This is a genomic window from Niallia endozanthoxylica (genome assembly GCF_008710145.1).
Taxonomy (GTDB): Bacteria; Bacillota; Bacilli; order Bacillales; family Cytobacillaceae; genus Bacillus_BD; species Bacillus_BD endozanthoxylica.
In genome coordinates this window covers 67,134-82,438 of the sequence record NZ_VYKL01000018.1, presented here as the reverse complement: position 1 = coordinate 82,438, position 15,305 = coordinate 67,134, and the positions used below count along the sequence as shown (strand labels likewise).

General features: G+C 35.6%; 14 protein-coding genes. 6 read left to right on the top strand and 8 right to left on the bottom strand.

Annotated elements, in window-relative coordinates:
* The first annotated feature begins 159 nt into the window (after positions 1-159).
* Together F4V44_RS11970 and F4V44_RS11965 are read left to right on the top strand one after the other, a co-directional pair.
* Entirely contained in the window at positions 160-783 is a 624-nt protein-coding gene (locus F4V44_RS11970) for a class I SAM-dependent methyltransferase (protein ID WP_191090645.1), read from the top strand.
* A gap of 166 nt (positions 784-949) precedes the next feature.
* On the top strand, positions 950-1,735 hold the full coding sequence (locus F4V44_RS11965; protein WP_150440252.1) for an HAD family hydrolase: 786 nt from the start codon (positions 950-952) through the stop codon (positions 1,733-1,735).
* 130 nt (positions 1,736-1,865) lie between these two features.
* On the opposite strand, the gene F4V44_RS11960 is transcribed toward F4V44_RS11965, so the two are convergent.
* Entirely contained in the window at positions 1,866-3,026 is a 1,161-nt protein-coding gene (locus F4V44_RS11960; protein WP_150440251.1) for a DUF418 domain-containing protein, read from the bottom strand.
* A gap of 212 nt (positions 3,027-3,238) precedes the next feature.
* On the opposite strand from F4V44_RS11960, the gene dacB reads away from it, so the two are divergent.
* Positions 3,239-4,732 (top strand): D-alanyl-D-alanine carboxypeptidase/D-alanyl-D-alanine endopeptidase, encoded by a 1,494-nt coding sequence (dacB, locus tag F4V44_RS11955; RefSeq protein ID WP_150440250.1) that lies wholly within the window; start codon positions 3,239-3,241, stop codon positions 4,730-4,732.
* A gap of 52 nt (positions 4,733-4,784) precedes the next feature.
* Here dacB and F4V44_RS11950 read toward each other — a convergent pair whose 3' ends face one another.
* The gene (locus F4V44_RS11950) at positions 4,785-5,573 is read right to left on the bottom strand and encodes a S1C family serine protease (RefSeq protein WP_150440249.1); all 789 of its coding nucleotides are present in this window, start codon (positions 5,571-5,573) and stop codon (positions 4,785-4,787) included.
* Positions 5,574-5,790: 217 nt separating this feature from the next.
* On the opposite strand from F4V44_RS11950, the gene F4V44_RS11945 reads away from it, so the two are divergent.
* Positions 5,791-8,388 (top strand): S-layer homology domain-containing protein, encoded by a 2,598-nt coding sequence (locus tag F4V44_RS11945; RefSeq protein WP_150440248.1) that lies wholly within the window; start codon positions 5,791-5,793, stop codon positions 8,386-8,388.
* A 112-nt stretch (positions 8,389-8,500) separates the two neighbouring features.
* Here the strand turns inward: F4V44_RS11945 and F4V44_RS11940 are convergent, their stop codons facing one another.
* Entirely contained in the window at positions 8,501-8,719 is a 219-nt protein-coding gene (locus F4V44_RS11940; RefSeq protein WP_150440247.1) for a hypothetical protein, read from the bottom strand.
* A 272-nt stretch (positions 8,720-8,991) separates the two neighbouring features.
* Between F4V44_RS11940 and F4V44_RS11935 the strand changes: the two genes are divergently transcribed.
* A complete protein-coding gene (locus tag F4V44_RS11935) occupies positions 8,992-9,234 on the top strand; it encodes a hypothetical protein (protein ID WP_150440246.1) in 243 nt (80 codons plus the stop codon).
* 56 nt (positions 9,235-9,290) lie between these two features.
* Here the strand turns inward: F4V44_RS11935 and F4V44_RS11930 are convergent, their stop codons facing one another.
* Positions 9,291-10,139 carry a DegV family protein gene (locus F4V44_RS11930; protein ID WP_191090644.1) on the bottom strand — a complete coding sequence of 283 codons (849 nt, stop codon included), beginning with the start codon at positions 10,137-10,139 and terminating at the stop codon, positions 9,291-9,293.
* Between the two features lie 1,242 nt (positions 10,140-11,381).
* Positions 11,382-11,720: a hypothetical protein gene (locus tag F4V44_RS11925; RefSeq protein WP_150440244.1), complete on the bottom strand. Its 339-nt coding sequence runs from the start codon at positions 11,718-11,720 to the stop codon at positions 11,382-11,384.
* Between the two features lie 229 nt (positions 11,721-11,949).
* On the opposite strand from F4V44_RS11925, the gene F4V44_RS11920 reads away from it, so the two are divergent.
* Complete coding sequence (locus F4V44_RS11920; protein WP_150440243.1) at positions 11,950-12,567, top strand: LysE family transporter; 618 nt, start codon at positions 11,950-11,952, stop codon at positions 12,565-12,567.
* 79 nt (positions 12,568-12,646) lie between these two features.
* On the opposite strand, the gene F4V44_RS11915 is transcribed toward F4V44_RS11920, so the two are convergent.
* The 3 genes from F4V44_RS11915 to F4V44_RS11905 form a co-directional block, all read right to left on the bottom strand.
* On the bottom strand, positions 12,647-13,351 hold the full coding sequence (locus F4V44_RS11915) for a hypothetical protein (RefSeq protein WP_150440242.1): 705 nt from the start codon (positions 13,349-13,351) through the stop codon (positions 12,647-12,649).
* A 268-nt stretch (positions 13,352-13,619) separates the two neighbouring features.
* The gene (locus F4V44_RS11910) at positions 13,620-14,099 is read right to left on the bottom strand and encodes a hypothetical protein (protein ID WP_150440241.1); all 480 of its coding nucleotides are present in this window, start codon (positions 14,097-14,099) and stop codon (positions 13,620-13,622) included.
* A gap of 16 nt (positions 14,100-14,115) precedes the next feature.
* A complete protein-coding gene (locus F4V44_RS11905) occupies positions 14,116-15,123 on the bottom strand; it encodes a DUF3231 family protein (RefSeq protein ID WP_150440240.1) in 1,008 nt (335 codons plus the stop codon).
* Positions 15,124-15,305 lie beyond the last annotated feature (182 nt).

Sequence of the window (15,305 nt, the reverse complement as noted above, 5' to 3'; positions counted from 1 at the left end):
AATGGTTATTTAAGAATCAAAAGAAGGTTTAAAAGTAGATAAGATAATGAATAACAATAATAGATTGAAAAAGGATTATGTCTTTATTTAAAATGAATCATAAGCCTGAAGCAACATAGCATCCCAATGAAAATCATACATATAAGAGAGGGAGTTATCATGGAATTCTGGGAATCAAGTTTTATCGAAAAACAAACGATGTGGGGATTTGAACCTACAGACTCTGCCATCTTAACAAAGGACTTTTTCCTTGAAAAGAATGTGAAGGACATACTTGTACCTGGTATTGGATATGGAAGAAATGCAAAGGTTTTTATTGACAATGGAATACATGTTACAGGTATTGAAATTTCTAAAACAGCGATTGAGTTGGCGAAGCAACAGGGGCTTGATATTCCTATTTTTCATGGTTCAGTAACTGATATGCCTTTTGATCATAAACTCTATGATGGAATATTTTGTCATGCCCTTATTCACTTATTGAATCATCGTGAGAGAGATAAGTTTATTCAAGATTGTTATAATCAGTTAATGCCTAATGGATATATGGTTTTTACAACTGTTTCAAAAAAAGCCCCTATGTTTGGTAAGGGCAAACAATTGGATAAAGACTATTTTGAGACAATGGATGGCGTAAAAATCTTTTTTTATGATTCTGACTCCATAAAACAAGATTTTGGACAGTATGGACTAGTAGAGATTTCAGAAATTGAGGAGCCTAGTAAGAACAAGAAGAGTGCACCTCCAATACACTTTATCATGATCAAATGTAAGAAAGAATGATAGGAATCACTATAAAAAAATCCTATCAAGAAGATGCTAACGTACATAAAAGCGGCTGAAAAGAAAGCGTACATTTATTCCGAAACTGCTTTCATTTTTAAGTAATATAAATCGAAACCCTTTGGAAAAATAATAGGAGCGAAATATATTTTACAAAGGGGTAGCCATGGAAAAGCAGACTATTTTGTTTAATCTTGATGACACATTAGCTTATTGCAACAGATACTTTAATCAAATAATCGGAATGTATACAGACCAAATGAGCACCTGGTTTCCTTCTTTAACGAAGCAGGAAATCAGACAAAAGCAGCTCGAAATGGATATACAAGCCATAAACGTCCACGGTTTGGATTCTAACCGTTTCCCTGAGTCCTTTGTTCGTGCTTACAATTACTTTTGTGACGTAACAGAGAAAGACGGGAAAAAGGACGAAAGGGATTATGTAAGAGAGCTGGGGTATAAAGTATTTCAAATCCCAGTTGAGCCGATTCCTTATATGAATGAAACGTTGCAGGCGTTAAAGGATGCTGGGCATGAATTGTATTTACATACGGGCGGCGATGAAGCCAATCAGTTCAGGAAAATCGCTCAGTTGGAGCTGACCACCTTCTTTGAACACCGTGTCTTCATTTCTGAACATAAGGATACGACCGCTTTGTCCGACATTTTAAAAACAATTGATGCTAATCCAGAAATCACGTGGATGGTTGGGAATTCAATAAGAACGGATATCGTACCTGCATTGGAGATGAAAATCAATGCGATTCACATTCCAGCTGAAATGGAATGGAAATACAATGAAGTCGACATCAATATAGAGCCGGAAAGGGCTTACTATCAGGTAGATTCACTTCAGGAAGTACCAGATGTCATTCACCAGCATATTGAAGAAGAGAAAGACGACTACCAAACTTCCTTTTATGAGCACCATCAGGATCATCATTTACACTAAAACTAAAACAGTACGGGAAACGAACAAAAAACGTATGGATTTTCAATCACCCATACGTTTTTTGTTCGTTTCCTGTTGATTAAAAAGATTGTAAAAGAAATCTTACGCCATTAGGATATTTTCTCGTTCATTATTTTCCATAAACGAATAGACGCATGAGGCTTTCGAGCGGTCCATTTATCTGGAACTTTTCTAAAACAGATGCGATTGTAACGGCTAGTATCCATATAAGTATAGCGATGATTGTGACTTCCATGTTATTTACTGTACCACCCAAACCTAATGCTACAGGCGACAGGAAGATAACTAACAAGGTTTCGTTTAAAACATAAAAGGTGAGCGATCGTTTTCCTAAAGCAGCTAAAGAATTGGATACCCAACCAGGATTGTTAATAAGGTTAGCTATTAAACCAAATAAGGCGGCATACCCAATTCCAGCAGCCATCCCTGTTATAATGTGAATGCCTAAAATTATCCCAGCTACAAAAAAACTAGGTTCCCAAACTTCCGGAATTAATACTAAAGGAAGAGCACCCATGATGGAGATGCTCATTCCAATCATAGCAATTGTTTTTAATTTTTTATGATGCAAATGGGAGTCAATTAAAAGCCGTTTTCTTCCGGCCCAAATCCCTATAAGTACAGAAGGAATGACAGGAAAAAGAAAATGAATGAAGACGGGAATGATAGGGAAGGACACAAGTACTTCCTTAAACAATGGTATATAACGTTCATTCCCCGAAAAGTCAGTCCCAAACCCATAGCTGCCCATTTCATGCATAAATGAACCCCATATAAACGGCAGATATAGTATGATTATTAAAGTGATGATGGCTATAGCTTTCATTAAAGCCTTGTTATCTCGAGGTAACAACCAGGCTGTCAAAAGACCAGCGATACCATAGGCCATCAGTATGTCTTCACCACCAATCAATACAGCTAATATCATTCCAAATAAAATTAAATAGTAACATCGTTGTCTAATGGTTTTTCCCGCTTCTTTATTAGACTTTCCTCTTGAGCGTTGTTTTTCAAAAATTATAACTAACCCATAGCCAAACAGAACAGCATACATGGGACGTGCACGATTATCTATAAAAAGTTCTCCGAAAGTGTTTATCCATGTATCTATAAAAGTAACACTTTGGGGACGACTCATTATGCCTGGTTCAGAAGCGTATAAATATAAGGGTGCATGAGCAAGTACAATTAATAAAAGCATACATCCTCTGGCTAAATCTAATGAAATGGCTCGTTTAGTAGCCGTTTTATTTTTGGTTATGTTGTTCATATCACACCCCTCCTATTTAGCATATTATCGTTAGCCTTATGTTATTTAATCTTCAAACCTAAACAAATCTTCTACTGATGCCTTTAGCACCTTAGCGATATATTTCTTTTTTCTTTGCAATCATCATTAGCAGAAATAATGAACATGATTATGATTTCTCTTAACTTGTGGAATCCTAGATGTTATTCAACAAGTTAAGAGGGTGAAACCAATTGAAGAGAATAAGTCTTTTAAACACTAATAGAATTAAGTATTTCTTCCTAATCACTGTAATCCTATTAGCATTACCGATACCTAGTTTAGCAGAAGGACAAAATCTAAAGAAAGCTGTAACTTTAGAATTGGAAATAGATAATATTATAAATGACCAGCGGCTTAAGGGAGCTATTACAGGTGTAAGCATTAGAAAAGCTGACAGCGGCGAGATTGTCTATTCTTCTTACGGGGATATTCGTTTACATCCCGCGTCAAACATGAAGCTCTTGACTGCAGCAGCAGCTTTAGAACAGCTTGGTCCCGATTATCAATTTTCAACTGAAGTGTGGATGGATGGCAGGATAAAGAGAAAGGTCCTTAAGGGTAATTTGTATTTAAAAGGGAAAGGCGATCCTACTTTGATGAAAGAAGACCTCGACCTTTTTGCTAAGAAATTAAAAGCAAAAGGGATTACTAAAATTAATGGGAATCTGGTAGGAGACGATAGTTGGTATGATTCTATTCGGCTCTCACAGGATTTAAATTGGTCAGATGAATCCTTCCATACAGGGGCACAGGTTTCAGCATTAACCCTCTCCCCAAGTAATGATTATGATTCCGGAACCGTTCTTCTTGAAATCAACCCTGCCGCAAAGATTGGGAAAAAAGCAAAGATTCAAGTAACGCCCAAAAATGAATATGTGACCATCATGAACCTTACAAAAACAGTTGAAACAACTCAAGCAAGTGAGGTTTCATTTGAACGATTGCACGGGGAAAATACCATCATTGTAAAAGGTACCATTCCTCAAAACAGCAGCACGATCAAAAAGTGGGCGGCTGTTTGGGAACCCACTGAGTATGCAATCCATGTTTTTAAGACCTCACTCAAAGAATATGGAATAACCTTTACAGGGAAATCTGAAATGAAGACAGGTGTTACTCCAAAAGAGGCATCTAAACTTGCCGTTAGAAAGTCGATGCCATTAAAAGACCTCCTCATTCCATTTATGAAACTGAGTAATAATGGACATGCAGAGGTGCTAACAAAAGAGATGGGGAAGGTCGTTTATGGTGAGGGAAGCTGGGAAGCAGGCTTACAGGTAATTAAAGAGACCGTATCAGAATTAGGTCTTCATGGGAACACTATTCAACTACGTGATGGGTCAGGAATGTCCCATAAAAATATGATTCCAGCAAATGAACTTTCCAAATTACTTTTTATCGCACAGAAAAAAAGCTGGTTTCCTGAATTTGAAAGATCTTTACCGGTTGCAGGTCAGCCAGACAAAGGAACAGGAGGCACATTAAGGAACCGGTTGAAGGACGAATTAACTATTGGAAACGTAAGAGCTAAAACAGGATCGATTTCAGGTGTTTCCACTTTAAGTGGATATGTAACAGCCAGAAACGGTGAAAAGTTTATTTTCTCTATCTTAATTAATAATTATCTAGCAGCGTCCGTCACAGACATTGAAGATCGCATTGTAAGAACCCTTGCTGAATACTAATCCCTCAACACAGGGGCTACTTTCTTGTTAAATCAAGGTGTCTCAACAGGCATTAATCTCCTTTTGAAACACCTTGATTTTCTGGTATATTCTCTAAAATTTGTTCCACCGGTATGGCTAGTCCTGTACCATCTTCCGTCATTTTCGCATAGACAACTCCAATCACCTTTCCTTCTTTGTCTATTACTGGACTCCCGCTGTTTCCTTTATATATAGGTGCCGAAATCATTAATAACTGATTCTTTTCTGATTCCTCCAGTATATCTCCTTCGTTGGCAATTTGATTATGAAAAAGCGGATTACCAATCACATAAATATGATCTTGAATCCTCCATTTATTAGGCTCGCTCAGAGAAAGAAACGGTAAATCTTCTCCTTCAACCTTTAAAAAAGCAAGATCCAGAACAGAATCCATATGAACGATGGAAGCACCTAAGATATCACCTTGCGGAAAAATAACGGTAATGGGATTCATATCTTCCACCACATGTCGATTGGTAATAATGAACCCATTTTCAGAAACATTAAAGCCCGTTCCTTTTGTATACTGATCTTGGATGGTGACAACCGCTTCTTTATATAGCTGGATATCTTCTTGCTTTGAAAGTTCTTTAGACTTTTGTAAAAACTTAATCGAAGGGAGATTGATTACCTGCGGCCAAATTTGATTAACGCTTACCAGCATGGCTAAAACCAATCCGATAGCCACAATTTTTACAAAAAAGGCTTTCCGTTTTTTCTGTTTTTCTTTTAAAAGCTGATCTTCTTCATTAGGTAAAAAATCCTCAATTGGAGGTTCATCCATATATTCCTTTTGTTCTTCCTGTTCATGATGATCCATATCGTTTATACCCTCTCACCTCATTTACCTGCTGCTTTCTTCAATTATGTTACAAAATCTAATTAAAAATCAAACATGTATATGATTAAAGACCAAATCTGTATAAGACTTTCCTTTACATGAACATGTATTCTAAATGCATAAAAGCAGACAGTTGAAGAAACTCTAATAGGGTATGCTTGTAACCTAATAAAAATAAGGGGGACTATGTTCATATATGTATCAATTTAAAAAGCACGTTGTTCAAGAGAAAGACAATCAATTAGTGATTTCATTATACTTAGATATACCGAATGTTGAATTTGCACAAGAATTAGGTAAAAGCAAGAATAATCAAGAAGACTTAGAAGAAAGCGCAAGAATATATATAAATTCAAAATTCCCTAATCTAAAAAATGCTTCCGTAAAAATCATGGCTGGTACCATGCTGATTGCTTCTTTAGCATTTGGTGCATCCAGCTTGTCTCCAACAAAAGCCGCAGCGGCTGAAGCAACACCAACGGATACTGTAGAAACAACAACGAATGCAGGGGGGACAGAAGCAAATACTGAGAATCCAATAACGGAATCAGAAGATCCTGCGACTGATTCTGAAGGTACTGCCACAAACGAATCTGAGGATCCTGCAACTGAGACAGAAGGCACTGCAAACGACACTGAAGATACCACAACGGACGCTGAAGGTGCTGCAAACGAGACAGAAGGCACTGCAAACGAAACCAAAGATACCACAACCAATTCCGAGGATACTCCCACAACGCAAAAAGAAATATTATTCAACGATACTGCTGGAACTTATTTTACTGAACCTGTCGAGGTATTGGTGGATAAAGGAGTCGTGTTTGGAGTTACCGATGATGCGTTTGTACCATATAGAGATGTAACAAGAGCAGAAGCGGCTGCTATGCTAGCACGAGCTTTAAATCTTGACACAGAAAAGGATGCAGGTGACCCTGTTTTTGATGATGTAACGGCTAGCAGTGATTTTTATGGTACGATTGCTGCCTTAAAAGAAGCAGGTGTTATTGAAGGGTATGATGATAATACATTTAAACCTAATCAAACCATCACAAGGGCCGAACTTGCCAAGATGATTGTTTCAACCTTTGCTAATTTAGAGGCTAATCCTGATGCTACCGTTCCGTTTACTGATGTTGGAGATCAATCAACATTTAAAAATTATATCGCTGCCATTCATGAAGCGGGCATTACAAAAGGAAGTACGGAAACAACTTTTGATCCTTACAAAAATACACGACGTGCTGAAGCTGCAACGATGATTTACCGCTCCATAAATGTGGAGCTGTTCGGTAAAGCAGACGGACGGGTCCCAATTGAAGCGATTAATGACACTTCTGTTACGGTAAATGGAAAAGCATTCACACTTTCAGAGAACATGAAAGGATTACTCAATCAAAACAACAGTGAAATATTGACTGATGCAGTTGTTTATCTGTCAACAGATAAACAAGATAACGTTGAAAAGATTCGTTATTTAGAAATTACTAATTCAGGTACAGAAGGAGCTCCTTTAACCTTAGACGGCGGAGATACCGTTATTAATGGTCCATTAGTTTTAAAAGGTGACTTTTTGTCAATCAATGGTGTAACCGTCAAAGGTGAAACCATGATAGAAGGAACGGCCGCAGAAGTTACATCTGCTGCTGCAAACACGACAGCTTCAGGCGGTAAAATAACCGTAGATCATTCTATACTTAGTGATGTAACCATTAAGAGAGACAATGTTAATTTTGAAACAAAGGATTCGACTATTTCAAACTTAATTATTAAAAACACAAATACAAAAGTAACCCTTAACGGAAATACAAAGATAGATAACTTAGCTATTCCTACAGGATCTAATCCAAATGACATTATTGAAGATTATGACTCCGTTAAACAAAACATTAAGAATATAGAAGAGGATTCAGTTGATGGAACGGATGGAACAGATCACCAAACTCCTACAACTGTATATGAAGGAGAAGAAGCGGCACCATTTGTTACTACTCAAAATTTTAATACCCATAGTGGAGCCGATTATAAAGGGCTAAATATTGGATTCAAACTTACAGATGAGCTAAGTATTGCAGATTTAGCGAATGTAACCGTAAGCTTGGTGGGCGAAGATGGTACCATATTAGCTACGAATACGGCAACGGATAAGTTATTCGAATTATCAGCGGATACAAAAGAATTGAGCACTGCATTTATTACGACAAATGGAACCTATGAGGAAGAATATTGGACAACGGATGGAACTTTATCTCAGGATGCTGTTCCTGTAAAAGCTGTGATTACATTAACCGATACATCCGGAAATCAGTACATTGTGGAAAATGAAGATCTTGTTGAAGCAAATGAAGTTAGCTATTTGGATGTGTTCCCTGACGTGTTTGAAGGAGAAGATGCAGCCACATATATTACCACTCAGAACTTTAATACCCATAGTGGAGCCGATTACAAAGGACTAAATATTGGATTCACACTCACAGATGAGCTAAGTATTACGGACTTAGCGAATGTAACCGTAAGCTTGGTGGGCGAAGATGGTACCATATTAGCTACAAATACCGCGACTGATAAATTATTTGAATTATCGGCGGATACAAAAGAATTGAGCACTGCATTTATTACGGCAAATGGAACCTATGAGGAAGAATATTGGACAACGGATGGAACCTTATCTCAGGATGCGGTTCCAGTAAAAGCTGTCATTACATTAACCGATACATCCGGAAATCAGTACATTGTAGAAAACGAAAATCTAGTTGAAGCAAATGGCGTAACCTACGAGGACACCTTTGATGCTTAAATGTTAGTAGGCTAAAGCCGATTGTATACGTAAATTCAAAAGTAGAGAGTTACCAATTAATTAATGGTAACTCTCTTTTATATTTCATTTATTATTTTTAGAACTAATTATTTTATCTTCTTTTCTTTTTATTATCACTTACTAATACCTGTTTCTTAACAATCTTTTCAAATTCCACCTGTACATGAACAACATTTTCTTTGACTTCCTGTACACTCACAACTTTTCCCTTGCGGCCTTTTATTTTAATGTTTTCATCTACAGTAGGAACCTGCTGCCGGCATTGACTTAATACTAAATTTCTTTTCTCATAAAAATGAACGGCAACCATAGTTGTTTTCTCCTTTTAATAAATTTTTCACAAAAAAGGGGAATTCGGAAACATTCATCTTCTTTAATAAAGTATTTAGGAAAACTCTATATTAGACCAAATAGACCTCGTATACATGAATTGATTTTAAAAAAAGAGAAGGGGGGAGAAGTGAATGACCTAATAAATGAAGAACATGTGTGATTTTTGCTATATGGATTTCCATAACTCTATGTTATTCTACATTTGTTAAGCATTGAGCAAATATAACAAACATTTTGGAGGTATGATATATGAGCTGTGGTTGCACAACAAATTTACACGATGGAAAAGCGATTGTAGATCATGTGAAAAGGAAAGGAAAAGCGGACCTTGCTCCAACAATTGCACATGAAATTACATGTGATTGTGGCGAAACATTTAGACTTGAAAAAGTCATTATGAATTGCCCAAAATGTGAAATGACCTATGCCGTTACACCATGTGGTTCAGATAATTATCATAATATCATGCAAGCAGGAATTAAATACGCATAATAAAATAAAAGGAAAATCCTTTAAAGCCAAGAGGATTTTCCTTTTATTTTATAAAATTATTCCTCTTTAAACCAGGTCAGTGCAATGGTTCCAGCCCCAGCATGAACACCAATTGCAGAGCCTAACGGACCAATAATAATTTCGATTTCCGGTAAAAGGGAGCGAACCTGCTCTTGAATGCTAAGAGCCTCTTGCTTTGCACTGCCTTCTAAAATATAGACAGTTTTTATACTCACACCTTGATCCAAATCATCCTTTAAACGAGCAACCATGTAGGATAAAGCTTTCCTTTGTGAACGGACCTTATCGTATGGAATCAATTTACCATCTTCAAATGTCAGAATCGGTTTTATTTGGAGAAGGCTTCCCATTAACATTTGAATGGCACTTACACGTCCGCCTTTATGCAACTGTTCTAATGAACCAATCATCACATACAGTTTATTGGATTGATACATCGCTCTCAATGTAGTTGCTGTGTCTTCTGGAGAAACTCCTTCACGAATTAATTCCTGACCTTTCCGAATCAGATGCGCCACCGGCAAAGAAATCAATCTGGAATCCACCAGCTCAAGAGGGAAGCCAGCCATATCAGCGGCTTGTTTTGTAGCATTAGCAGTACCGCTTAACTCCGTTGATAAATGAACAGCAATCGCTAAATCATATTCTGTTTTCAATTCTTCAAACAAATCCACTAATTCGCCAATGACAGGTTGAGACGTTTTAGGAAGGGTACGAGACGTAGAAAGTTTAGAATATAATTCTTCTTCTCTAATATCAATTCCATCTTTGTACGTCTCATTTTCAAATGTAATTCCGATTGGTACAACAAAGATGTTGTTTTGCTTTGCATATTCAGGATCAATATAACACGTACTATCCGTAATCCATGCAATCTTTTGCAAACTGAATTCCCCCTTAATCAAGATTTATTATTTTATCCCATCTATAACCACTTTACACGCTTACTTTACTTACTAAATCTTAATACCAGTTACTATATGTTGTATATATAATAATCTATTATCAGATTAAATGGTTCTGTTTTCCTATATTTTATTATCCCAATCTAATGCAACCCTTAAAAAAATATATAAAATGAATAAATATACATTTTTATTTTTATTAACCCGGTATTTTTCGCATGAATATTTTCCTGTTTGTATTTTTACTCAAATTTAAAGATTAAATAATACTTCCTTTGCAAGGTTTTATAGTGAACAATACGATACACTTATGCAAAATGACCCATATAAAACAAATGCTTGTCAGTCCTCAAACCTAATAAGTTATTTTGATGTTTTATAAACATCATCTCCGTACAATAAACGTTTTTACTATTTTTTTATCTGAGTCCATTTTGTTTGCATAATTAGTTTCAATTAAGGGGGATGAATATAAAAGTTGGGAGCTTTTATTAGAAGAATATAACTCAAATAAGGCCAAGTGGGAACATTCGAATAATATAAGTTAGGATGAAAACTCTACATTTAAATTGCATTTTTCAGATGAATCTGATTTACACAAAACTAATTATTACAGGGTTAATTGCAACCAGGAAGGATACGACATAGACGCATTGAAATCACATTTCACATCCCAATTGACAAAGTCATATGCATAACCGCACAGGCTATGAGTTATTATGTGAAGCGGAGGGGAGGAACGGGGAGAACGCCTTGCCTGATACACTTTATTATTTTAGTTTACATAATATATATTATAAGAAGTAATATAAAAACCGATTTTTCTGTCTCTATATTCAAGTAAACTCATAAAAATGAGACGGAATGAAAATTTTTAACTTTAACGCAGTTTGTTAATCATTTATTTATATTGAGTAAATTCTTATTATGATCAATTTTATATGCTTAAAATGATTCTTAAAATCTGCTTCTTGAATTATGACTTATAAACTACAACGGTATCGTTAAACTAAACTTAAATATCTTATATCTTTTTTACTGTTTAGCTTCTAACTCCTATTTTAATGAATCTCATCATTTTAACTATATTTCATAATCAGTCCTCGGGAATCCTCTTCTATTCTTTTGACAACTTTAGTTTACATAATATTATTATATATTTTTTATCCTGTCTTTTATCATTTACAAAAAATAAAATAGAACATACACCATTTGTATGTTCTATTTATCCTTATTCTTATCCCCTTTTTTTTCGCTGAGGGTTCTGTATATTTGGGTGTACATGCTGCCTTGAACAATATTTTCTAGAAAAAATTGGCCAATCAGCTTCCCGTACTCTTCATCAATAGACATTTTTTTACTTTGCAATTCCATTTCTGCTAGTCCCTCATAGGTTGCCATCAGACCATATGTATGATCTTCACCGGAAATTGGGGATAAAATCTCAATCTTGTGATCATAATTCTCGTTACGAAACTTTTTGATTTCTTTTAAATTATCGATTCCCTCTTTAAATTTGTCCTGTTTTATCACAAATGTCTGATAAACAATAACTGACACAGAATGCACCCCTAGAAAATATTTAACAAACTATCTAGTAGCATTCCCCAGGCTGTAATATTTATTCTCCCTCTTCCCCTTCCTTTTCTGTGATATAAGAACAGGAAAGGAATCCACTTTCAAATTTTATTCTACATAAAAAATTTGGACTCTATCTGGATTAGTTCTCATAAGATGTACAAGTTGACTGCTTTTTTAAGGAGGGTGAATTTTTCTGAATTTCAGTATTATGTTTAGTTACATTATACTAGGCTTTACTTTAGCAGCACCAATAGGTCCTGTTAATTCAGCCCGATTAGATAAAGGAATAAAGAATGGATTCTTGCATGCATGGATTGTAGGTGCAGGTTCTATGTTTGCGGACGGTATTTTTATGCTGATGGTCTATTTAGGATTAGTTAATTTTTTAGTCATTCCTATCGTCCAGATCTTTTTATGGCTTTTTGGAGGCTTTGTTTTAATCTATACAGGCATAGAAAGTATGATGAGTATAAACAATATCAATCTCTCCTACCATAGAGAGAAGGCTTCATTATTAAAAAGTTTTCTTATAGGTTTCTTCATGTCAATCACCAGTCCCTTGTCAGTTCTCTTTTGGTTAGGAATCTACGGTTCGGTCTTAGCTAAAACCGCTCAAATATATGATACTCAATTCCTGTTGCTATATAGTTTGATGATTTTTCTTGGACTGGCTCTTTGGGATATTTTTGTTGCAGCCTTGACAACTGGTCTGCGGAGATATCTCACACTAAATACCCTTAAAACAATCTCTATCATTTCAGGTGCATCATTAATCATATTCGGTTTGTATTTCGGATATCAAGGAATTGTTGAGCTTTGGGGGTAAATAGCGCTGTGAATAAAAAAGAAGTACGGTAATCCATACTTCTTTTTTACACTCAATCTGATGATTATGATGGTTTCATTTAAGCTAGGTATAGTTCTGCTTGTATTTGTTTTTGATGGGGCCAATACATCTGATCTCGTTTAAACGCTTTTTCGATATCCTGGTAAAACTGCTCATCCTGCAGATTTTGCAATGTAACATCTTTAAAGACATGATAAAATTCAACACGTTTCAGGATTTGCTCGGCTGTCGGGAATTCCTTTCCAAGGAGCCATTCAATATACGTTTTGACATCCTCTTCTTCTATTCTTTCATTATTTAACTGCAGCAGCTGATCTGGTGGTTGTTCCATCAGTATGGGGGTAAAATACTCAATTAATTCTTGTTTTGTTTTTTCAATCTGCAGATTTAAGATATGACTAACCTCTTCTTTATATTGTTCAATCTTATCACGGATTGCTTGGACTACTTTTTCAAATTCAGCTTTTTCCTTTACAAGCATGACCCGTCCATACTTTTTTGATAGCACACGCGTGAACTTTGACCTGCATTTATCAACCTCTTCCTTTACTGGTTTGGTATATTTAGAGAAGTCCTCATGAAATAGTGGATAGGTTGCTTTCAGCTTGTCCCCTAACCCCTTATTTTGTGTTCCTTGTAACAGTTCTCTCGGGATTTTTATCGTTGTTTGTTCTAAACGAGCCCCTTTGAATGTAATTTCAATAAATTGAATCATGCATCTAAATTCAGACAGTAATTGTTGTTTATTATAGTAATTATCCACGAAGTCTCCCCCCTTTTTTATTATTAATCACATCCATGTTATGCTGCAGTTAACATTAAAGCATTCTATTTATGTCAGTATATTAGCAATATACTAAAAGTAATACAAAAAATACTAGATTTTCGAATAAGAGTAGAAAGATTATCAGAATCACTCTAAATAAACAAAAAAATGTTCTTCATCGTAATCCATTGAAGGATATTTTTTTATGGTTTATTTGGAAAGCATGACAAAAAGACCCTTTTTGTTTGAGGGCCCTTTATGGTTATTAGGTTGAAAGTGATTTTTTGAAGATGAACTGGAGAAGTATTTTAATGATAAATCCAACTAGTACTCCAGGTATGACAAATAGCATAGGCAGCCAAACAGGTCCCAAAAGTTTTCCAAATATCGTTATCTTTGGCGAAAATATCAACCCCACTGTCACAAAATAGGCCGAGAAAACAAATGGCAGATACATAAAAGATGATTGTTTTCCTGCTGCTTTATAGGCATCCCACATGGCATAGAAATACAAACAAGGATAAAACATGAGCCATTGAAAATTCGTCACTTCTAATGCTTGTTTTACCTCTCCATGAAAACTAAGAAGAATGGCGTAATTAAATTTTGCTTGAACATTTATGATGATTTCAAGAGCAATAAATCCAAATCCTTTTAGATATTGTCTGTTTAAGAGCTGAGGAAAGCCTGGTAATGCAATGCTCCATAAAATATTTTCTAATATTTTCTCTTTATCCTTTGTCATAGGCGGCTCCACATTATTACGTCTTTGCTAAACTTTCACGGTCAGTTGCTAATGGAGGCTGCTCCAGCCAGCGATTCTTAATTAAAAGCTGTGCTCCGTCCTCGGCATATAAAGCTACTTCTGCCATTAGACGTGTATATTCTAAGGCAAGATCCCTTCTTTGTGAAACAGATGCACCTGCTCCGAAATAACCAACAGCAGCAGCAACTAAAATAACAATGTGATTTAACATTAATTTATCGGAAAAGGGAGGTACTGTTGAACTCGTTACTTCAGAAACCCAGGAAGCGGGAGAAGCTAATTCATCCTTGGTTAATAGCTTGGAGAGTATACCAAATTGTTTCTCACATATTTTTTTTCCTCTTTGGAAGTATTTTTTCACTTCATTATTTTGACAAACCTGTGCAAAGCCGATTTCCAATACAACTTTGACAATCACCTTTACCATGTTAAAGCTGACACCGCTGATTTCCGCAACATTTAAAGGCCGCTTTTTACCAAACCAACCTGTTAAATAACTTTCATTACCCACATAATCTACTTCGGTTGGTGGATTAATTCGAGGCGGTTTGCTATAAATCCCTTTCTTTAGCATTAAACTTGCAGTCCGTTTATATAGTTCCATTGTTTCCTGATTACATTCAATAAAATAATTAATTTGATCCTCTCGGGCTGAAGTAGCTATTGCACCGGCATATCCCGTTAATCCAAGTAAGGTCATCACATGCATGTAAATGAGCATAAATGTATCTGTAAAAAGAGGAGGCGCATTGATATTCACATCTTCTTCTAATGTAAAACCTTTAGGAATAGGAAAATTTTCTCTATTAAAAAACTCTGTAATTTTCTCGATATGTCTTTTTGCAAGCATAACAGCAAATTCAAGTATATTCTTAGTTTCCTCGTCTTCCGCCTTTTCAATGGAATGTGAAAGAATACATATTGAGGAGCTGTCATTTATGTATTGGGTCCAAAGATTGGCAATTTCAGCTGAGTTTAGTTCGATATGATTGCTTTTTTCCATATGTCCCTCCAATACTGCCTTAACCATTAGTTTTTGAAATCAATGCATTTATCGTTATTATCCTTATTTTAACAGTAAATTATTCGAGCTTTGTAATGGTGGAGAGATATTAAAGAGCAGAGGAATCAACTTGTAATATAGGGAGTTATTATTGAATTTTTTCAAATTTTCAAAAGAAGGCT